This window comes from Deltaproteobacteria bacterium (assembly GCA_016235345.1).
Taxonomy (GTDB): Bacteria; Desulfobacterota; Desulfobacteria; order Desulfobacterales; family Desulfatibacillaceae; genus JACRLG01.
Genome location: JACRLG010000007.1, coordinates 242,700 through 261,074, shown reverse-complemented (window position 1 = coordinate 261,074; position 18,375 = coordinate 242,700). Strand labels below are relative to the sequence as shown.

23 protein-coding genes are annotated in these 18,375 nt (G+C 55.6%); 8 read left to right on the top strand and 15 right to left on the bottom strand.

All coding sequences use genetic code 11. The features are described from left to right. Positions 1-267 precede the first annotated feature (267 nt). Positions 268-792: a fatty acid desaturase gene (locus HZB23_04525; protein MBI5843920.1), complete on the top strand. Its 525-nt coding sequence runs from the start codon at positions 268-270 to the stop codon at positions 790-792. On the opposite strand, the gene HZB23_04520 is transcribed toward HZB23_04525, so the two are convergent. The 7 genes from HZB23_04520 to HZB23_04490 all read right to left on the bottom strand — a co-directional run bounded on the left by HZB23_04520 (position 789) and on the right by HZB23_04490 (position 4,456). Beyond that, entirely contained in the window at positions 789-1,367 is a 579-nt protein-coding gene (locus HZB23_04520) for a transposase (protein MBI5843919.1), read from the bottom strand. The two genes, HZB23_04525 and HZB23_04520, sit on opposite strands and share 4 nt — an antisense overlap. Continuing rightward, positions 1,343-1,519, bottom strand: coding sequence for a hypothetical protein (locus tag HZB23_04515; protein MBI5843918.1), 177 nt, complete (start codon positions 1,517-1,519; stop codon positions 1,343-1,345). The genes HZB23_04520 and HZB23_04515 overlap by 25 nt, the downstream gene beginning before the upstream one ends. Positions 1,520-1,598: 79 nt before the next feature. Then, a complete protein-coding gene (locus HZB23_04510) occupies positions 1,599-2,144 on the bottom strand; it encodes a hemerythrin domain-containing protein (protein MBI5843917.1) in 546 nt (181 codons plus the stop codon). 86 nt (positions 2,145-2,230) lie between these two features. Beyond that, positions 2,231-2,767: an HPP family protein gene (locus HZB23_04505; protein ID MBI5843916.1), complete on the bottom strand. Its 537-nt coding sequence runs from the start codon at positions 2,765-2,767 to the stop codon at positions 2,231-2,233. A 12-nt stretch (positions 2,768-2,779) separates the two neighbouring features. After that, a complete protein-coding gene (locus tag HZB23_04500) occupies positions 2,780-3,397 on the bottom strand; it encodes a CBS domain-containing protein (protein ID MBI5843915.1) in 618 nt (205 codons plus the stop codon). A gap of 78 nt (positions 3,398-3,475) precedes the next feature. Beyond that, a complete protein-coding gene (locus HZB23_04495) occupies positions 3,476-3,793 on the bottom strand; it encodes a cupin (protein MBI5843914.1) in 318 nt (105 codons plus the stop codon). A gap of 27 nt (positions 3,794-3,820) precedes the next feature. Beyond that, on the bottom strand, positions 3,821-4,456 hold the full coding sequence (locus tag HZB23_04490) for a hypothetical protein (protein MBI5843913.1): 636 nt from the start codon (positions 4,454-4,456) through the stop codon (positions 3,821-3,823). Positions 4,457-4,667: 211 nt separating this feature from the next. Between HZB23_04490 and HZB23_04485 the strand changes: the two genes are divergently transcribed. Beyond that, the gene (locus tag HZB23_04485; protein MBI5843912.1) at positions 4,668-5,348 is read left to right on the top strand and encodes a Crp/Fnr family transcriptional regulator; all 681 of its coding nucleotides are present in this window, start codon (positions 4,668-4,670) and stop codon (positions 5,346-5,348) included. 69 nt (positions 5,349-5,417) lie between these two features. On the opposite strand, the gene HZB23_04480 is transcribed toward HZB23_04485, so the two are convergent. The 4 genes from HZB23_04480 to HZB23_04465 all read right to left on the bottom strand — a co-directional run bounded on the left by HZB23_04480 (position 5,418) and on the right by HZB23_04465 (position 9,162). Continuing rightward, positions 5,418-5,624 (bottom strand): hypothetical protein, encoded by a 207-nt coding sequence (locus tag HZB23_04480; protein ID MBI5843911.1) that lies wholly within the window; start codon positions 5,622-5,624, stop codon positions 5,418-5,420. A gap of 87 nt (positions 5,625-5,711) precedes the next feature. Beyond that, positions 5,712-5,858 carry a hypothetical protein gene (locus HZB23_04475; GenBank protein MBI5843910.1) on the bottom strand — a complete coding sequence of 49 codons (147 nt, stop codon included), beginning with the start codon at positions 5,856-5,858 and terminating at the stop codon, positions 5,712-5,714. Then, positions 5,834-6,166 carry a hypothetical protein gene (locus HZB23_04470; protein ID MBI5843909.1) on the bottom strand — a complete coding sequence of 111 codons (333 nt, stop codon included), beginning with the start codon at positions 6,164-6,166 and terminating at the stop codon, positions 5,834-5,836. The genes HZB23_04475 and HZB23_04470 overlap by 25 nt, the downstream gene beginning before the upstream one ends. Before the next feature lie 839 nt (positions 6,167-7,005). Beyond that, on the bottom strand, positions 7,006-9,162 hold the full coding sequence (locus tag HZB23_04465; GenBank protein MBI5843908.1) for a tetratricopeptide repeat protein: 2,157 nt from the start codon (positions 9,160-9,162) through the stop codon (positions 7,006-7,008). A gap of 223 nt (positions 9,163-9,385) precedes the next feature. On the opposite strand from HZB23_04465, the gene HZB23_04460 reads away from it, so the two are divergent. Further along, positions 9,386-9,727 (top strand): hypothetical protein, encoded by a 342-nt coding sequence (locus HZB23_04460; GenBank protein MBI5843907.1) that lies wholly within the window; start codon positions 9,386-9,388, stop codon positions 9,725-9,727. Here HZB23_04460 and HZB23_04455 read toward each other — a convergent pair. Then, positions 9,720-11,168, bottom strand: a complete 1,449-nt coding sequence (locus tag HZB23_04455; GenBank protein ID MBI5843906.1) for a DHA2 family efflux MFS transporter permease subunit — start codon at positions 11,166-11,168, stop codon at positions 9,720-9,722. The two genes, HZB23_04460 and HZB23_04455, sit on opposite strands and share 8 nt — an antisense overlap. 338 nt (positions 11,169-11,506) lie before the next feature. On the opposite strand from HZB23_04455, the gene HZB23_04450 reads away from it, so the two are divergent. From HZB23_04450 to HZB23_04430, 5 genes are all read left to right on the top strand, one after another. Continuing rightward, a complete protein-coding gene (locus tag HZB23_04450) occupies positions 11,507-13,216 on the top strand; it encodes a long-chain fatty acid--CoA ligase (protein MBI5843905.1) in 1,710 nt (569 codons plus the stop codon). Between the two features lie 7 nt (positions 13,217-13,223). After that, entirely contained in the window at positions 13,224-13,832 is a 609-nt protein-coding gene (locus HZB23_04445) for a YihA family ribosome biogenesis GTP-binding protein (protein MBI5843904.1), read from the top strand. Positions 13,833-13,952: 120 nt separating this feature from the next. Beyond that, the gene (gene era / locus HZB23_04440) at positions 13,953-14,846 is read left to right on the top strand and encodes a GTPase Era (GenBank protein ID MBI5843903.1); all 894 of its coding nucleotides are present in this window, start codon (positions 13,953-13,955) and stop codon (positions 14,844-14,846) included. 150 nt (positions 14,847-14,996) lie between these two features. Continuing rightward, complete coding sequence (locus HZB23_04435) at positions 14,997-15,812, top strand: glutathione synthase (GenBank protein ID MBI5843902.1); 816 nt, start codon at positions 14,997-14,999, stop codon at positions 15,810-15,812. A 5-nt stretch (positions 15,813-15,817) separates the two neighbouring features. Then, positions 15,818-16,153 (top strand): HNH endonuclease, encoded by a 336-nt coding sequence (locus HZB23_04430; protein MBI5843901.1) that lies wholly within the window; start codon positions 15,818-15,820, stop codon positions 16,151-16,153. Between the two features lie 178 nt (positions 16,154-16,331). Here the strand turns inward: HZB23_04430 and HZB23_04425 are convergent, their stop codons facing one another. Genes HZB23_04425 through HZB23_04415 form a run of 3 tightly spaced genes read right to left on the bottom strand, consistent with a single transcriptional unit; the run spans position 16,332 to position 18,266 of the window. Continuing rightward, on the bottom strand, positions 16,332-16,682 hold the full coding sequence (locus tag HZB23_04425) for a 4Fe-4S binding protein (protein ID MBI5843900.1): 351 nt from the start codon (positions 16,680-16,682) through the stop codon (positions 16,332-16,334). Between the two features lies 1 nt (position 16,683). Then, positions 16,684-17,481, bottom strand: a complete 798-nt coding sequence (locus HZB23_04420) for a nitroreductase family protein (GenBank protein MBI5843899.1) — start codon at positions 17,479-17,481, stop codon at positions 16,684-16,686. Further along, the gene (locus HZB23_04415) at positions 17,478-18,266 is read right to left on the bottom strand and encodes a FadR family transcriptional regulator (protein ID MBI5843898.1); all 789 of its coding nucleotides are present in this window, start codon (positions 18,264-18,266) and stop codon (positions 17,478-17,480) included. Before HZB23_04415 ends, HZB23_04420 begins: the two co-directional genes overlap by 4 nt. Positions 18,267-18,375 lie beyond the last annotated feature (109 nt).

The window sequence follows — 18,375 nt, the reverse complement described above, 5'->3', positions numbered from 1 at the left end:
CTCCCCAGCGTTGCCCTATCCTCCGAGCGGGTATTTGCCTTTTACTCAAAGGAGGTCAAAACCTCAACCTGGAAATGTCAACCGGCCAGCTTGAGGGTCGATGCAATTTTCAAATGTGCGAAAAATTCTTGACGCTACCTCGTGGAAAAGCATGTCGGGAAATCCGGCCTTGGCACATGCACTTTTCCAGCTAAAGTACAGTAAGTAGCCGATTGGAAAACTCAACCACCGTCAGGGCTAAGAAGAATCCACTCATAGGATACGAAAATGAAGGAATTGTCCGAAAGCCAGCTCATATCTTTCAGAAAAGAGATGATCGCCCTGCACGATGAAATATCGTCCCAACTCGGCCAAGAGGACGCAGACTATATCAATATGTTATCCAAGGTCTCGCGGTATCTTGAAATCACAGGAAGGCTTTTGATCCATTTCAGCCTGGACCCTGTCAGTTGGAGTTTGGGGGTGCTTAACCTTTCCGGGCATTTCATTCTTGAAAACATGGAGATCGGACACAATGTTCTCCATGGCCAGTATGACTGGATGAATGATCCAAAATTTGATTCCAAGACTTATGAGTGGGACAACGTCATCAGCGGAGACCTCTGGAAAAAGGAACACAATGGTTTACACCACGCCTTCACCAATATCGTCGGCAAAGACCCGGATGTAAACTACGGCGTGTTCCGAATGACCGACAAGGTGACCTGGTATCCATACCACCTGTTTCAACCGGTCGGCGTTTTGGCAAATTTTCTGGCTTTCGAGTATTCCATCGCACTGCTGTCCGGTTAAAAGCTACTGAAATTAAAGGATAATTGTCCGTTGGTTGCCATGCTTTGTCGAACCGGCGGCGGCTCGAAAAGTTCATAGAGGTTCCGGCGTTCAAACAGTGTCAGTTGCAAGAGCTTGAGTATCTCGGTGATGGAGTGGCCGAGTTTGGCGCGCCATTTGTAGTAGGCCAGCAGCAGGATCGTGATCATTGCTATCCATATTTGCGTCAGAACCGTGTTTTTACTGGTTCCGAGAAAGCTTTTGATGCGAAGGTTCTGCTTGATCCACTTGAAGAAAAGTTCCACCTGCCAGCGTTGTTTGTAAATGTCCGCCACGGTTTTGGCGCAAAGGCGGAAAATATTGGTAAGGAAAACGTAGTGTTTGCCGGTCTGCGGGTCCCGGTAGCCCACGCGGCGCAGAGGGATCGGGCAGTCCGCCGATTTCGGGCCGTCCAGCATGATCGTCTGATCGCTCGTGACGCCGGTTTCCTTGCGCACTGCGCGGCGCTCGATGACCCGGTAGCTTTGTGGCGGGCGTGTAAAAGGGAACTGTTTAACAATGGTCCCAATTTTTATTCCCCCGACCTCGCCAACCACCCTGCCAGAAACCTTGGCTTCCCAAGCCGCACATAACGATCCGCTGCCAGATACTTCACCGCCATGAGCAAGGCGTCCTGGTGACGCCAGGAGTTTGCGTAGGCCCTAGTTTGCGGACCCATTACGCCGTCAGCCGGTGTGCGGAGGCCCAAGAGGGTCAAGGCCCCCTGGAGGAACTTCAAGGCGTTTCCGGTCCCCCAGTTAACGCCCAGACCAAAGAGCCGGGCCGCTTCATTTCGTTCCCGAGGCTTTCATATCCTCGACTACCTTATAGTATTTTTCATGGATCATATTTCTGTCGAACTCCCAAAATTGGGCCAGCATGGCGTCCTGCTCCTCTTTGCTGAAAAGGTTTTCCGTTGAAGGAAAGAAAACCTTGTCTTCCTTTATTATGTGCTTAGGGTAAAATTCTGCCAGGGCCTCGAGATTCTCGATTAAAACGCCTATCGCCTTCACGTCTCCCGCCACATATTCGTCCTTAGCGGAAACGATGGTTTTTACGACGCTTCTGCCGTATTTGTGATCTTCCACCAATTCAAGCATCAAAGCGCGGTCGGAATCGGACATTTTCTTTTTCACCAAGGCCTTGAAAAGAATGTCCTCTTCCTTGCCGTGATGGGTGCGGTCTGCGTAGGTGCGCACGAAATCCACAACGGTGTCTATGAAAACCGGATCAGCCTTGCCCGATTCTTTTATCGACGGAATTTTTTCCACCACCGACTTTAGCATCCTCTCGATCAGCCTGTGTTCTATCATCAAAGGGCCTCTCGGTTTCATGGCTCGGTTTCCTTTCGTGGGGCGCTCTATAGGGGTTACGAATATTTTCAAATAGTTCAATTTTGCAGTTTACTGCAAAACCCGCACTAAAGCCAGAATTCCGGGTAACGCCTGCTTTTGGGAATGTTGTTCACGGCAAGGGCGATCATGAGCATTACAAGCACCCCTAATCCCACGGGCATGAGAACGTAGAAATATCCAAGGCCGCAAATTTTTGGGCCTCCTGTTACGGCTATAAGGGCAGTGGCTCCTCCGGGAGGATGAAGGGTCCCCGTGGCGTGCATCAGAAAAATGGAGGCCGAAACCGCCAGGGCCGAAGCCAGCCAAATCTGGCCGTTCAATAGCTTGTAGGCAGAAACTCCTATAAGGGCGGACAATATGTGGCCGCCCACAAGATTCCTTGGCTGGGCCAAAGGGCTTCTTACGGCTCCGTATATAAGAACCGCCGAAGCTCCAAAGGAGCCTATTATCATTATAAATTCGGTGCCCGCAAAGGTGCGGTAATTGATAAACGCAACCACCCCGATGCCAATGAACGATCCGAAAAAGGACCACGCCATCTCCGTAAGATTGACCTTGGGGGGCCTTTTCGTGCTGCCCTTCATTTTAGAAAAATATGCCATTAAAATAGCCTTTCAGAACATGCGGGCGCAATAAGAATCAACGATGTCTTTCCGGGTCACTATTCCGATAAGTTCGCCCAAAGCATCCGTAACGGGTATTCGGTTAATGCCGTGAGCCGCAAGCTTTTGGGAAAGAGCCGACACGTTATCCTCCGCAAAAGCTGTTATTACGGGCTTCGTCATTATGTCCGCAGCAGTTTTTCCTCTTATGGGTACCGCGATGCATCCACGGTTTGAAAGGCATTCGGCGATCACTCCCATGAATGACCCCGAAAGACGCCCTCTCATCCTCAACAGGAAATCCTTTTCGGAGATGATGCCTATCACCTTCCGGCCCTCATCCACCACGGGAACTCCGGAGATATTGGCCTCCTCCATGATTTTGGCCGTTTCGGCAAGGGGGGTTCCGGCTTTAACCGCCACTACTTTTTCGGTCATTATGTCGCGGGCCTTCACAAGGCTGGAGAGCCTTTCCACGGCATGTCGGAAGGCCGCCCGGTAAACCTCCAGAAAGTCCGCCGGGGTTATGTCGAGATACCCGTTTATGGCCTTCATTGCCGCGAAAACGTCCTCGTCGGACATCTCAACGGACAATGACCCCAAAAGGCCGCATTGTTTTCCGGTCGCCATTTTTTTAAGCCTCCGCTGAGAATTATTTCCGATCCCCGATTCGGGGGGCAAGGCCTGCCCCCCGGCTTGAAAGCTCTTTCAGATGGGAGGGGCTATGGTCACCAGAACGCGCATGTCGGTTTCCGCGCTAAGTCCGTGAGGATCCACAATACCGCATACGAGAATGTCGCCAGTTCGGGCGGGAAGCGTTTTTCCCTCCGAGCCGAGATACGAGCCGCTGCCTTCAAGAATCAGGATGGAAAGCTCCCCTTCAATGTCATGGGAGTGGATGGGCATGGTCTGCCCGGCCTTGAAGTTGAAGTTTATGATCTTGAAATAGGGGGAGTCGTGCACGAGAAGCTTCTTGAACCCCTTTTCGGAAAAATCCCCGGCCTCGATGATGTTCAGGTGTTTCATGGTTCATTCCTCCATTAAAGAATGAAATCAATGCGCATGGGAAGCTTCAGGCCCCTTTTCTTGTTCGCTGCCATGATGCCCGGAAGGTCCCGACACCATCCCGTGGAGATTTTCCACGTAGTGGACGTAGGACACGTACGCCTCAACGAACTCCCTTCCGTCCGCCACGCTTTCCGCCGCGTGCTTCTTGATCTCGATAACCCGGTTGAAGCGCCTTTTGATGCTTTCCTTCACCTCTGACGATAAATCTTCCGCAAGGCCTTCAACAGACCCGGTTTCAATGGCTTTGTCCGCCGCTTTCACGGCTGGGCCGGGGTCCGTGCCTGCGGGCTTGAGCCCTTTATAGGGAAATCCTTCGCCAGCCCTGTGAACGCGGACAAGGGTCTCGAAAAAGTACATTTCGGCAAGCTCTTTGGCCTCCGCCCCCTGTTTCCTGGCTTTGAGCGTCTTGGCGAAAATTTCCCTGATCTCCTTTTCGTCCTCCGCGCCTACCCATTTTAGGACCGGTTTCACGTCTCCCGAGGCAAGGGCAGCCTTGGCGTCAATTACCACTGGGCCGTCCAAAGTGTCGCAATGGGCGAATGCTTTGCCCGCAACCGTCATGTTGATGAAAATCGCCGCAGCAATGACGATTCCTATGGCCATTATCTTATTGTTTTTCATTTTACCCTACCTTTTTTTGAAAGTCCGGCCGGGAATCCCGGCTCCATTGATTGCCAGGGTAATAAAAACATTTCCGATTTTCCTTGATATAGATCAAGAAAATCGAGTTTCCGAAAAATTCCTTTCAAGCCCTTCCTGTCGGTGATAACCTTGAAAAGACAAAGCTCGGGCTGCCCGGCCTTTCTTTTCTATCAAAACTGAGAATGCCTAAATGGATGATCTATTAGCACTCACGGCTTCCATTCCCATGTTCAGTGGCCTTACTGAGCCGGAAACGAGGCTTCTTTCGGAAATCGCGGTGAAAAGGGATTTCCAAAAGGCTGGCGTGATATTTTTCGAGGGCGAGTATTGCGAGGGTTTCTACGTGGTGGCCGGGGGCCAGGTGAAAATCACCAAGGTTTCCGCAAGGGGAAAAGAGCAGATACTCTACGTTCTTGAGCCAGGAGAGCCCTTCGGCCAGCTTGCGCTATACCATGGGGACGCTTATCCGGCCACGGCCCAGGCCCTTTCAAAATGTACTTGTCTTTTTTTTCCCAGGCAGGCTTTTCTTAGGCTTGTATCCGAGGTCCCCACGCTTCCCATGAAGATGCTGTCCTTCATTGCCCGGCGTCACCGGGAACTGGTCCGCCAGCTTGAAAACATAGCCTTGAAGGAGGTCCCGGAGCGGCTGGCCGGATACCTCCTGCTTCTGGCAAAAGAACAGGAAGGCTCCGAAACTGTAACCCTGCCCATTTCAAAGGAGCAGCTCTCGCATCTTCTTGGCACCAGCCCGGAAACTCTTTCCAGGGTGTTTGCAAAAATGGCGGAGGAAGGCAATATTTCTATGGAGGGAAAGAAGGTTACGATAATTAGCCGGGTTGATCTGGAAATCTTGTCCCAGGGGCAAGTATGAACTGATTCTGTTTTTAAAGACCGGCCATGTCATAGGGAATCAGATTGATTTCTTGCCTTGCCATTTCTATCAGTTTTCCAACCTCGCCAGCCAACCCGCCAAAAACCTCGGTTTCCCAAGCCTCACATATCTATCCGCCGCCAAATACTTCACCGCCATGAGCAAGGCCCCCTGGTGCCGCCAGGAATTGACGTAACCTATGGTTTGCGGACCCATCGCGCCGTCCGCCGGGGTGCGGAGGCCAAGAAGGGTCAAGGCCCCCTGGAGGAACATCACGGCGTTTCCGGTCCCGGTGTTTACACCCAGGTCGAAGAGCTTGGCCGCGAGATCGTCGTTTTTCAGACGGTCGAACCGGGGAGCCTTTCAGTAGTCGCGGTAATAGATTTCGGCGGCCCGCTCCCGCGTAAGCGCCTTGATGTCCTCGTTCGGATAGGCGCGCCTGCTGATTCCAAACCGGGTTTCCCCGCCCGGATCAGCCGGATCGTTCACGTACCCGCCCTCGTGCGCCAGTCCGGCGAGACCTCGTAGGTCACCTTTGCGGTGCCGCTTCCGGTAACGGAAAGCGCGACGGCGAAAAGCCCGTGGGAATAGGGGATGGCGCGGGATACTGCATCGTAGCTCGATCCTGCGGCGCAGACGGTGGTGTAGGACTCGCCGGTCCCCTTGGAGAGGGTCACGGAGTCCTGCATTTTCCAGCCGTTGTCACCGGCAAGAACAAGGGGCGAATCGAACAGCAGAAAAATGGAGATTGCGGCGAGGCAGAAAAAAAGCGATTTTTTGAGGCAGAAACACCCTTGAAACGACGGAAACCCAAGCATGGCGCGCCCTCCGCGACGAAACGGGAAGAGCCGCCAAAAGAAAACGGCCCTCCCCACGTTCTTCGCGGCGGGGAGGGCCGTTCAACTAAGCAGCCACACTACACAATATACAGCGGTCCTGTCAAGCACATATTCAAAATGTACGAAAACAACCCAAATCGTGCTTTAAACAGAAAAAACGTGCATGAAATATAAAAAGGTCTTGCACTAAACAATCTGAATATGCGAAGGTGCGGTACTACTGACAATAAGTAAAGATAACACTGCTGGCTCAAGAAGAACGGCGATATGGAGACTGCTGTCGTCAAGCGTCTGAAAAACCTCGAAAAGGAAAATCGAGGTTAAAGCGTTCTCAGGCTGCACATGACCTTACTATCTGGGCCATAAGGCGATGTTGCCCAAAAACCGCTGTTAAAGCACGCCAGCCGGGCCCTTTCGATCACCGACTCGAAGTTTCGATACTGGGTATAGCCCAATGCTTCAGCAAGGTCGCGGCTTTCCCAATAGTCAACGCCTGCTTCGTTAACATGCCTAATTTGCTCGAAAGGCGACTTGTGGGCTCCGTTTGATGGTACGATTTTTTTTGACATTTGCCCGCCCCTTTGGTTCCTCACATACATAACTATCTGTAATAATGCTGAATTGACGCTCAAAACATTGAACCCGGCGTGTTTTAAACCCGTCAAATTCGACGGGTTTAGACTTGGCCCTGGCCGGTCTTGTCACTTCTCCCGATTACAAGGGTGACGAATTCTGCTGCATGAAAAGTCCACCCTAATCTGCGTGATTTTCTTTTTATAATAGTGAGTTAGTCTTTATGGGCAGGCACTAAATACGGGCTAAAGCACCTTTTCCATTATCTCCCTTATGTTCCGATTTTGAGGCTCCAGATCAAGGGCTTCGGCAAACTCCTTCCGGGCCTCGTCCTTTCGGCCCAGGTTCGCCAGGGTGACGCCCAGGTTGACGCGGATTAACGCGTTCCGGGGCATGAGACGCCGCGCCTTTTCATAATGAGGCAGGGCCTGGCTCCAAAAGCCCCTGGAAGCCAGGGCGTTGCCCAGGTTGAACCTCGCTTCCGGCGAATCCGGCTTTAAGCCTGCGGCCCTTTCAAGATGGCCCGTGGCCTCCTCCAGGCGGTCTTGCTCGATGAGGACCGCGCCCAGGTTCACCAGGGCCTCGAAAAAATCGGGTTTAGAGGCCACTGCAAGTTTCAGTTCCTCCGCGCCTTCCGCCTTTCGACCAAGGGACATAAGCTCAAGGGCGAAATTGTAACGGCCCTCGGCGAGACCGGGTTCCATTTTCAGGGCCTCGCGGCAGAGGGCCTCCCCTTCGGCCACCAGTTTTTCCCGCATGAGGGACAGGCCCATGTTGAGCCTTGCATGGGCCGAATCCGGCGAAAGCCTCATGCCTTCCTCCAAAATCCTGCGGGCCTCTTCGCCAAGGCCCTTTTGCATGAGAGCCTCGCCAAGATTCACGTAGGCCCGGTCAAACCTTGGCTCAACGGCAAGGGCCTCTTTAAAAAGAGCTATGGCCTCGTCGGTTTTTCCCTCCTTCAACAGCAAAAGGCCAAGGTTGTTGTATGGCTTGGGATCGTGCGGCGTGCGGGAGATCGCCTCCCGGTAATACTTTTTCGCAAGACCGGTCTTGCCGCCGGCCTCGTATGCCGTCGCCAGGGCGAACCAGGCCCTGGCGCTTTCCGGGGATTTTTTTATCGTGTCGGCCCAAAGGCGCTCGGCGCTGGAGTAAACCTCGTTCCGCCTCATGGTGGCCACCGCCAGGGCGCAGGATATCGAGGAAGCCAGAAAAAAAGCCGAAACCAGGAGCGCGAAACCCGCCTTCGGCCTTTTCGAGAAAACCCGGAAGCCCGCCCAGAGGGACGCCATCACCACGGCCACGGCCACTGCCGCCAGGGGAAGGTACATGCGGTACTCGAAAGCCGGGTCCAACTGGGGTTTTAAGCTGGAGGACGGAGCAAGGGTGAGAAAAAACCAGGCTCCCGGAAAGGCCCAGGGGCGGCGCTTCACCAGCCCGCACAGGGTGGCGCAGAACAGCGCCGCGAGAAGAAGGCCCTCCCGCCATACCCGGGACAGGTCCGCAAAGGGCCAGCCGTAATCCATGGAAAGGGAGGCGGGCCAGAAGGAAAGCAAAAGGTAATGGACTATCACCCCGGCCTGGGTGACCAGATAGGGCCACCTCAGCCGGTCTATGTCCGAGGCAACCGTGGCCGCAACCGCTCCTCTCGAAACCAGGAAAAACAGCAGAACGAGCCCCATGCCGAGCCCGGCGTAAAGCACCGCGCCGTCCTTCAAAATCCGCCCGCCCCGGCCCTTTCCGTGGACGAAGATGAAGTCGTAGCAGAGAACCAATAGCGGCGCGGCCACTATCACCTCCTTGGACCCGACCCCGAAAATCATGGCCACTCCGGCCAGGACCTGCCACCACCGGGACGCCCCCTGCCTCCATCCCCTTATGGCCGCGTAGAGAACCAGGAGGAAAAAAAGCCCCATCAGGGATTCGCACCGCTGGATCACGTAGGTCACGGCCTGGGTGCAAAGGGGGTGGGCCGCCCAGAAAAGCGCGCAAAAAAGCGCCGCCGGGGTGGACGCCGCCTTAAATCTCGCGGGAACTGCGGGGGAAATGAGAGTCCGCCTCACTATCCCGAAAAGAAGCAGGGCCGAAAGAAGGTGGAACAGAAGATTAAAAGCGTGGTAGCTCCACACCTCGTAGCCGCTTATTGCGTAATTCACGGCAAGGGAGAGGTTGATCACGGGCCGCCCGGCCAGGGCATGTCCCCTTGGCCCGGAAAAAACGTCCCAAACCGGCCAAATGCTCCTTATGGTGCGGTTTTCGAGGATGTTGGCCGCGTCGTCCAGTATGAAGGGGCCTTTGAAGCTGTTGGAATAGGCCATGAAAACAACGAGAACCAGGACGGCCAGGGCCAGGCGGACGCGAAGGCCGGACACGGTCTCGCCTTGGGAAAAAGCGGGCTGTTCCACTATGGGGAAACCTCCTTCTTCGGGGATGATCTTACTGAATACCCCACCCGGACCGGGTTTTCAAGCAGGGGCTTAAGACCCTTTCCCGTGGCGGTCAAACACCATGAATCCGCCCGGAAGACGGTTCATGAAACGGTATTTACCACAAGCGTCTTTCAATTTTGGCGGACTTGGGTTAGAGTCAAGGTCATCATCGGGAAAACTTTCATCGAGGAAGGCTGCAATGAACGACACCGGCAAATCCCGCGCCCTGGACAAGAACGACGTCTTAAGGAAGATTTACGCCTACATGGAGCAAAAGGCCCTTTCGTCCTACAACGACGGCGAGGACGAGTTTTTCATAGGCCACAAGATGGTGGTGCGCGAGCTGGGCATAGAAATGACCGATGACGGCACCTTCTGCTTTGCGGGCCAGGAGGAGGAGGAAGGGGTCGACATCTCCTTTTACGATGAAAAGGCGGTGGACTTCATGTACAAGGTGGGCCGCCTTCTCATGCGCAAGCATCCGGAAAAAATTAAGCAGATTGAGCTCAAGGACGAAATCCTTCGCATAGTGTTCAGCTGATTTTCCCGCCTCCCCCGTCCCGGCGGGCGGCCTCCCCTCCGCGCACCGAAGAAATGGCGGCCCCCGCAAGGGCAACCAGGGCTCCCACCGTCATGGTCAACGAAAACGCGGTCATGAAGGGCCTTTCCAGGGCCTTGGCGTAAACCGAAAAATTGCTCCCCGCCAGTTGGTAAAACCTATCGTTGAAAAAGGCGCTCGCAAGGGCCACGCCGCTCACCATGCCCAGGTTTCGGGCCGTGGCCAGGGTGGCCGCTGCCACGCCCCTTCTTTTCATGGGAACCACGGTCATGGCCGCCGCGCTGTTGGGCGAGCTGAAGATGGCCACGCCCACGCCCACCAGGGCCAGCCTCAGAAAAACGGAAAGCCTGCCGGAATCGGGTTTCAGAAAGGCCAGGGACACCAGGGCAAGGGACAGGATGGCCATCCCCGCCGTGGACAGAACCCTGGAGCCCATCCTGTCCGAGGCGATGCCGGACAACGGCGATAAGGCAAAGAGCATGAAAAACGGGGCCACAAGAAGCTGTCCGGCCTGTTTTGAAGTGAGCCCACCGGGATTTTCCAGGAAAAAGGGCATCAGAAAAATTACGCAGGCCAGGGCCGCGAACATGGTGACGGCGGCGGCTATGCTCGCTGAAAAAAGCCTGATTTTGAAAAGCGACGGGTCGATTATCGGGTGGCTGGTCCGTTTTTCCGCCAGCACCAGAAGCGATGCCCCTCCCAGAAAAAGAAAAGCAGCCGGAAGCTTGTGCCTCAAATTGCCCGAAACGGAGATAAGCATCAATAACCCGATGAAGGTTCCCGCCAGGAGGATCGCTCCCAAAAAATCGAACGGCTCGTCGGCCAGATGCCCGGTTTCCCTCTTGAGAATGAAAAACGTGGCGACAATGGCCAATATCCCCACCGGCACGTTGACGAAAAAGACCATGCGCCACGAGAAGTGCTCAAGTATGAGTCCGCCCAGGGCAGGCCCCACGGTGAGTCCGGAGGCCACCACCATTCCGATGAGCCCCATCCCCCTGCCCCGTTCGGATGCCGGGAAAACGTCCACCACCAAAGCCGGAGAGCACGAAAGTATCATTGCCGCGCCCACGGCCTGAAACACCCTGCTTGCGGTAAGCCAGTTTATCGTCATGGCCGTGCCGCAGGCAAACGATCCCGCCGTAAAAATCAGGGTCCCGAAAAAATATACCAGCCGCCGCCCCTTTATGTCCGAAAGCCTGCCAAAAGGCAGCAGAAGGGACGAAACCGCAAGAAGGTAGCTTATCACCACCCACCTTACCCTGGCCATGTCGGTGGCAAAATCCCCCATGATGGTGGGAACGGCGATGTTCACGATGGAGCCGTCCAGGGTGGACATGAAAATCCCCACCGAAACCAGGGAAAAGACCAGCCACTTGTTGGGGGCGATATTCACAATATTACCGGAAGCGCAATTTTCCATTTTTCGTTTTCCCGAAAATGGCTGGGGAGGAAGACCGGGGCATTTCTTCCCTTTGCCGGATTCCTTAAAAAAGGAAAAGAACCATGCTCCGCTTAATATCAGGCATGATTCGTTCGATTCCCGTCCGATCAGTCAAGGTCCTCGTCCCCCCTTCCGCCCGCCTTGCGATGCTTTGCGCGGTGTGCTATAATGAAACATATTCCCCGAAAACAATGCGCGCCTGTTACAGGATCGGCAAAACAACCGCGCCTTATGGCCGGTTTCGCCTAGTGATGTCCTGTTTGACGGATCGTTTCCATCATCGCGGCAGGTTCTTAACATGTAACAAGGGGGGAGTCATGGCGAAAAATTTCAGAAGCTGGCCCAAGGACTGGCCCAAAAGCATCAACTACCCGAAAACTCCGGTTTTCCGCATTCTGGACCAGACTGCGGAAAGAGTTCCCGACAGGCTCGCGCTTATTTTCGGCGGCATGGAGCTTACCTTCAGCCAATTGAAGGACCTTGCAGACAGGTTCGCGGCGGGCCTTTCCGGAATGGGGGTCGGGAAGGGCAGCCGGGTGGCCATCCATCTTCCCAACTGCCCGCAGTTCGCCATAGCCTACTACGGGGCCTTGAAGACCGGGGCCACCTTCACGCCCCTAAGCCCCCTGCTGTCTCCAAGGGAAATCATCCATCAACTCAACGACTCCGGGGCCGAAACCCTTATCAGCCTCGATCTCATCTATCCGGGGATAGCCTCGGTCATACCCGAAACCCCGGTGAAGAACATAATAACCACATCCATCGCCGACTGCTACAGCGCCGTGATCCAGCCCCTGAAACCTCTGGGCAAATTCCCGGTGCCGGACACCGTCGAGTTCGTTTCGATTCTGGCGCAGAACCAGCCTAAGGCCCCGGATGTCGAAATCGACCCGGACAAGGACCTGGCCCATCTTGCCTACACAGGCGGCACCACGGGGGTTTCCAAGGGGGTCATGCTCACCCACAGTAACGTGGTTGTGAACGCCATGCAGTTCGGCCTTTGGTTCAACGGCGCTCAGATCGAGGAAAAGGACGGCGGCTGGGACCTTGTCTACCCCGAAGGAGTGGACCCCAAGAAGGACCGCCTTACGGCCCGCGACCAGGAAGTCTCGCTGGTGGTGGTTCCCTGGTTCCACGCCATGGGAACCATAGGTTATCTCAACAACATGGTGGCTTCGGGCAACACCATGATAGTTTTCCCGCGTTTCGACCCGGTGGAGTATGCCACGGCCATAGGAAAATACGGGGCAACCACCCTGGGAGGCGCGCCGCAGCTGTATGTTCCCCTTTGTGAGCTTCCGGATTTTGCAAAATACGATTTATCGGGTATAAAGATCGCGGCCTCCGGTGCGGCGCCTTTGCCCCACGCCGTTCTGGACCGGCTGCTGTCCGCGTTTTCGGGGGTTGTGATAGAGGCTTACGGCCTGACCGAATGCACCATGGGTGCCTGCGCCAACCCGCCCAGCCGGGACGGCATAAGGCCGGGCTCGGTGGGCCTGCCGGTTTTCGACACCGAGGTCCGGGTGGTGGACCCGGTTTCAGGCACCGAGCTTGCCCCGGGCCAGGAAGGGGAGCTTATCATAAAGGGGCCCCAGGTGATGAGGGGCTACTGGAACCGCCCGGACGCCACGGCGGAGGTGTTGAAGGACGGCTGGCTCTACACCGGCGACATAGGCCGGGTGGACGAGGACGGCTATTTCTACATCACGGACCGCAAGAAGGACCTCATACTCTACAAGGGCTACAACGTCTATCCCCGCGAGATCGAGGAGGTCTTGTACACCCATCCGGCGGTGGAGCTGTGCGCGGTGGTGGGAAAGCTGGACGACAAGGCGGGCGAGCTTCCGGTGGCCTTTATCCAGCTAAGGGGCGGCCAGGAGGCCACGGAGGCCGAGATCATGGACTTCGTCAACACCAGGGTGGCGGCATACAAGAAGCTGAGGGAGGTCTTCTTCGGCCCGGTTCCGGTATCCGCCGCAGGCAAGACCTTAAAGCGCGAGCTGAGGGAAAAACTCGCACAACAGTGAGGAAGTTTTGATCATAAAATCGGCTGAATTCATGCGTGGGGCGGTGAAACCCGCAGATTATCCCCCGCTGGGGCCGCCGGAGGTGGCCTTTGCGGGGCGCAGCAACGTGGGAAAATCGTCCCTTATAAACTGCCTCGTAAACCGGAAAAAGCTGGTGAAAACCAGCAACACCCCCGGACGGACCCAGGAGATCAATTTTTTTGAAATAAACAACGAGTGGTATTTCGTCGATCTTCCGGGCTACGGCTACGCCAGGGTTTCCAAGGCCATGCGTGCCCAGTGGGGGCCCATGATCGGAGGCTACGTCAGCCAAAGGCCGACACTGGCTCTGATGGTGATGCTTGTCGACGTAAGAAGGCGGCCCGAAGAGGAGGAAGCCCAGCTTCTGGCCCTGTGCAGGGCGCGAAGGCTGGGATGCGTGGTGGTTGTCACCAAGGCAGACAAGGTCAATCAGCGCGAGGCCCAGGCGTCCCTCAAGCTCACCGTGGAGACCTTGGGCGTTTCACGGGAATCGGCGCTCCTTTTCTCCACCAAAACAAGGCTTGGCCGGGATGCGTTGTGGGCGAAAATTGCCGCACTGTCCCCAAAGGCGACCGATTCCGGCCCCAGGCCGTAAAGCCCGACCCGACATGCCCTGATCGAACCGGTTGATTTCCCCTGCCCGCTCAACCTATACCCTGCGGGTGTATTTTTCGTCTTTTGCCTTCTTTTGCAGATTTTTGAAAGGTTCCACCATATGTCATTCAAATCCGGGTTCGTAGCCATAGCAGGCGCGCCCAACGTGGGAAAATCGACGCTTCTGAACAGGATTCTGGGCGAGAAGGTTTCCATCACGAGCGACAAGCCCCAGACCACCCGAAACCGGGTCCAGGGCGTGCTTCATCTTGAAAACGCCCAGATGGTCTTTCTGGACACACCGGGCATCCATCCGGCCAAAAACCCCTTGAACCGCTACATGGTGGACGTGGCCTCGGCCACTCTCACCGACGCCGACGTGGTTTTATGGGTGGTGGATGCGTCAAAGCCCAACCCGGAATCCGAGGAGATGGTCCTTTCCCGCGTAAAAAGCCGCACGAAACCCGTGGTGCTGGCCCTGAACAAAATTGACCTTGTGGAAAAGGAAATCCTTCTTCCCATGCTGGACACCTGGAACAAGGTGATGGACTTTACCGCCCTTGTTCCAGTTTCGGCCCGCACCGGCTCCCAGGTGGAAAAGCTGGTGAAATGCATGGCCGAGCTTCTGCCCGAGGGCCCCCCCTACTTTCCAGAAGACGCGCTCACGGACATGACCGAGCGCTTTCTGGCGGCGGAACTGGTGCGCGAGAAGGTCTTCCGCCTCACGGGCCAGGAGATTCCCTACACCTGCGCTGTCACCGTGGAAAATTTCCTGGAGTCCGAGGACGACGGCATGGTGCGGATCCACGCGGTGATCCACGTTGAAAAGGATTCCCAGAAGGGTATCATCATAGGAAAAGCCGGGGCCATGCTGAAAAAAATCGGCACACTCGCCCGCAAGGATCTTGAAAGGATGATGGGGGTGAAAATCTACCTGGAGCTCTTCGTCCGGGTGGAGAAGAACTGGACCACGGACCCCAAGGCCCTGCGCCGCCTGGGATACCAGCCTGTCTAAAAACGCGATACTTTTGCGTTGCGCTTCAAAGCCAATTCCGTCACGTACCTAAGTATGCTTACTCATTGGCTTTTTGCGCGCCTTGCATTTCATCGTTTTTACCCAGGCTTTAATCCGGCCTTTTTCAACGGGCTGTTACGAGACATCCACATGATTCTGTCTTTTCACCCCTTGATCGTCGGCGACAAAAACATCATCTGCGCCGGGCGCGACCCCGGCGAGGCCGAGCTTGCCGCCATAAAAGAAGCGCGGGCCGTGCTCCTGCCCCAGGGATGCCGGGAAACGCTTTACAGGATGGCGCGGGAAAACGCCCCGCAGGTCTTTCCGAATTACGACGCAAGGTTCCGCTATCCCGGAAAAACCGGCCAAGCTGAAATGTTTGCGGATTTTTCCGCGCCCTTTCCGTCCACCAGGGCCTACAGGTCCGTAAGCGCTTTTGATGATGAAGGCAAAGCGCCTCCTTTCGGCTTTCCCTTCGTGTTCAAAAACGACTGGGGCGGCGAAGGCAGCGGCGTCAGGCTGATCCGGGATCAAACCGGCCTCGGCGAAGCCCTCAGAAGAGCCTGTGAAGCGGAAAAAGGCGGCGATTTCGGCTTTATCCTCCAGGAATACGTTCCATGCGGCTCCCGGAGCTTAAGAGTCACGGTGATCCATCGCCAGCTTGTATCCTACTGGCGGGTGGGGCGGCCCGGCGAGCCTTTGATGGGGGGGCTTTCCCGGGGGGCGGAAATCGATTTTGAGGCCGATCCGCAACTCGTGGCCCAGGCGGAGAGGCTTGTGCGGGATTTGTGCGGAAAAACCGGCATCGATCTTGCCGGTTTCGATCTCATTTTTCCCGAAAACGGAGGCGGGCCGCTATTTCTGGAGGTCAACTGGTTTTTCGGGCGCAGGGGCCTTGGCGGATCGACGGGCTATTACAAAATCCTGGGAAAAAACGTGCGGGCCTGGATAGGGGGCCTAAAATAACCGACATGTCCAGAAACGAGAGAAGAAAAGCGGGGGAATTGAAGCGCGGCGAGGCTTATTCCAGGTTCGCCGACGACGGAAGCGAACTGCGCTTTGAAAAAGGCAAGGCCCGCGAGCTAAGGGCAAGCCGTTGGTGGAAGAACCTTGTGAATCGGGGAATATGCCACTACTGCGGCAACCATTTTCCGCCCGAAGAAATCACCATGGACCACGTGGTTCCCCTGGCCCTTGGGGGTAAATCGGAAAAAACCAACATCGTCGCCTGCTGCAAGGACTGCAACTCCAAAAAAAAAGACAGCCTGGCCTTTGAGTGGAATCCTGATTCAAAACCCGAAGAGTAAAAGCGCTATTGCGGTTTGACCCGGAAACGCAGTAAAAAAAGTAGGTTGGGTGGTTCCGCACGAAGTGCGGGTTCACCCAACATATCAGCCCGACAGCCGCGAAATGTTGGGTGAACCCTGGCCTTTCGGCCAGGAACCACCCAACCTACCGAATATTATGCGCTTTCCTCAACCTATATCAATACATCATCGGAAAACTAAGCTCTTTCGCCTGATGAAGGCGGGTGTAGTAGCGGGTGGCGTAAAATCCGCCCGTTACCGATATGGCCCCTTCCGGGCAGGCGGCGCAGCAGCAGCCGCAGGCTACACAGCCTGAGACCCCCTCCACTATGTCCTGCAAATGCGGCAGGGGCTTCTTCATCCCCTTCACCGCGTTGTCCATGCCTATCGAGCGCGCCGGGCAGATTACCGTGCACAGGCGGCAACGCACGCATTTTTCATCGTCGAAATCCAGGGTCCCGGAGACCATCTGGCTTGGGTCGGTGTAATCGGGCACGATGAACATGTCGGAAAATTTCATATACGCCATATCATTCACCCTGCCTTTCCACGCGGGGGGTTCTGCTACCCCTGTCGAACCAGTTCACGAGTTGCATTTCCCGTTTCACCACGCCGTCCAGCTTCCCCTTCTGCCAGCCAACCGCCAGGCAGTCGTTAAGATGGTAGGGATATTTCACGCCGAAAAATTTCCGCCACTTTGGATAATACATGCAAAGCTTTATCATGCCCAGCCAGCAGGTTCCGGCTCCCATTGAATGGGCCGCAAGAACCATGTTCTGGCCGCAGATGCCGATATCCAAGGGCGGGCAGGAGACCCCGCGCCGGTCCTCCAAAAGAAGGATCAGAGTGGGCGCGTTGTGGAAAACCGGGGCCTTGCCGTCGGCGATGAGCTTTATGAGCGAAAACGGAACCGGGTGAAGCTCGTTGGGCCGCATTCTTATGATGGCGCGGGTGAAGGGAGTGAGGAATTTCCGGCGCATGGCGGTGCGGGTGGGATCGATGAACCACATGAGGATGCGGGCCATGCGCTTGGCGTCCTCCTCAAGCTCCGCGATGATCTCAGGGTTGTTCACCACCACGAATTTCCAGGGCTGGCTGTTTCCGGCGGAGGGCGCGAAACGCCCGGCCTCCAGAATCCGGCGGATCATGGAATCGGGCAGTGGCTCTTTTTTGAAGGCCCGTATGCTTCGCCGCTCGAAAATGACCTTTTCCACGGCGTTGGGCGGCATTTTCTCGGTGTAGGTCCCCAGGGGGGAGAGAACTTCATCCTTTTCCACGCATCCTCCTTTCCCGCTGCTGGCGGGCAGGTCCTTGCCTTCGTAGCTCATGGAATTGTCTCCCGTATGTCGTGGCTGAAGCTTTCCGCTAGTTTCTCTGAGCCGGTGCCGTTCATCCGCCTTTTGCGCATCATGGCAAGATGGCTCATCAGAACGTCTTCATAGGCTGCGGCCAGGGGGATCATCTTTTCGGGGCTGTTCAGGAATTCCTCCAGAAAGACCCGCTTCAGCTCTATGTGGCGCGAAAGGACCTCCGGGTCCGACTGGTCCGCGAAAAGTTTCAGCATCCTTTTTCTTATGGGGCGGCTCACGTTGGAAAAAAGGATGAAGACGATGTTTTTCGTGGCCGCCGCCACAAGGTCCTCCTGGGCGAGATTGAGCTCGATTATCCTTTCGGGACAGTTGACGCACTTCATCTCCTCGTCCACAAGGTCCAGAAGCCTTTTGACGTCCCTTGGGGAAAATTTTCCTATAACGTTTTTCAGCATCATGGGGAAAAATCCGCACCAGAACTCCCACACCTCGTCGATGGTGTAGGCGTCCACCTCGAAAGGCCCACCGCCCTCGCCCTCCTCCAGGGAAAAAACGAGCTTCAGAAAGTCGAGGCCCGCCCCTTCCATGAAGTCCCTTGCATAGATTCCGTCGCCGGGACGGATGTCCAGCGCGCCCAGGTTCTCCAGCTGCTTCAAGGCCAGACGCAGGGAAGTCCGGTCGATGTCCATTTCGGAAGCGAGCGCCCGTTCTGTGGGCAGCTTTGTCCCAGGAGCGATGTGGCCCGTGAATATGAGCCTCGCCAAGGTGTTCACCACTGTCTCATATCTTGGAATTTGACTCATGTAAAATTTTTTCTTGACTTTCGGTTCAGGTTATTGTCAACTTTGGTTAAACCAATAACGCATCTCGGTTTAATCCGTCAAGATAAAAATGCAATCCTCAAACATTCCA

What these genes read in the sequence shown, in the direction of transcription:
- HZB23_04490 (MBI5843913.1), bottom strand. Translation starts at nt 4,456, where the DNA reads ATGAAAAACAATAAGATAATGGCCATAGGAATCGTCATTGCTGCGGCG.
- HZB23_04500 (MBI5843915.1), bottom strand. Translation starts at nt 3,397, where the DNA reads ATGGCGACCGGAAAACAATGCGGCCTTTTGGGGTCATTGTCCGTTGAG.
- HZB23_04510 (MBI5843917.1), bottom strand. Translation starts at nt 2,144, where the DNA reads ATGAAACCGAGAGGCCCTTTGATGATAGAACACAGGCTGATCGAGAGG.
- HZB23_04525 (MBI5843920.1), top strand. Translation starts at nt 268, where the DNA reads ATGAAGGAATTGTCCGAAAGCCAGCTCATATCTTTCAGAAAAGAGATG.
- HZB23_04450 (MBI5843905.1), top strand. Translation starts at nt 11,507, where the DNA reads ATGGCGAAAAATTTCAGAAGCTGGCCCAAGGACTGGCCCAAAAGCATC.
- HZB23_04455 (MBI5843906.1), bottom strand. Translation starts at nt 11,168, where the DNA reads ATGGAAAATTGCGCTTCCGGTAATATTGTGAATATCGCCCCCAACAAG.
- HZB23_04460 (MBI5843907.1), top strand. Translation starts at nt 9,386, where the DNA reads ATGAACGACACCGGCAAATCCCGCGCCCTGGACAAGAACGACGTCTTA.
- HZB23_04420 (MBI5843899.1), bottom strand. Translation starts at nt 17,481, where the DNA reads ATGAGCTACGAAGGCAAGGACCTGCCCGCCAGCAGCGGGAAAGGAGGA.
- HZB23_04435 (MBI5843902.1), top strand. Translation starts at nt 14,997, where the DNA reads ATGATTCTGTCTTTTCACCCCTTGATCGTCGGCGACAAAAACATCATC.
- HZB23_04495 (MBI5843914.1), bottom strand. Translation starts at nt 3,793, where the DNA reads ATGAAACACCTGAACATCATCGAGGCCGGGGATTTTTCCGAAAAGGGG.
- HZB23_04470 (MBI5843909.1), bottom strand. Translation starts at nt 6,166, where the DNA reads ATGCTTGGGTTTCCGTCGTTTCAAGGGTGTTTCTGCCTCAAAAAATCG.
- HZB23_04425 (MBI5843900.1), bottom strand. Translation starts at nt 16,682, where the DNA reads ATGGCGTATATGAAATTTTCCGACATGTTCATCGTGCCCGATTACACC.
- HZB23_04415 (MBI5843898.1), bottom strand. Translation starts at nt 18,266, where the DNA reads ATGAGTCAAATTCCAAGATATGAGACAGTGGTGAACACCTTGGCGAGG.
- era (MBI5843903.1), top strand. Translation starts at nt 13,953, where the DNA reads ATGTCATTCAAATCCGGGTTCGTAGCCATAGCAGGCGCGCCCAACGTG.
- HZB23_04485 (MBI5843912.1), top strand. Translation starts at nt 4,668, where the DNA reads ATGGATGATCTATTAGCACTCACGGCTTCCATTCCCATGTTCAGTGGC.
- HZB23_04430 (MBI5843901.1), top strand. Translation starts at nt 15,818, where the DNA reads ATGTCCAGAAACGAGAGAAGAAAAGCGGGGGAATTGAAGCGCGGCGAG.
- HZB23_04505 (MBI5843916.1), bottom strand. Translation starts at nt 2,767, where the DNA reads ATGGCATATTTTTCTAAAATGAAGGGCAGCACGAAAAGGCCCCCCAAG.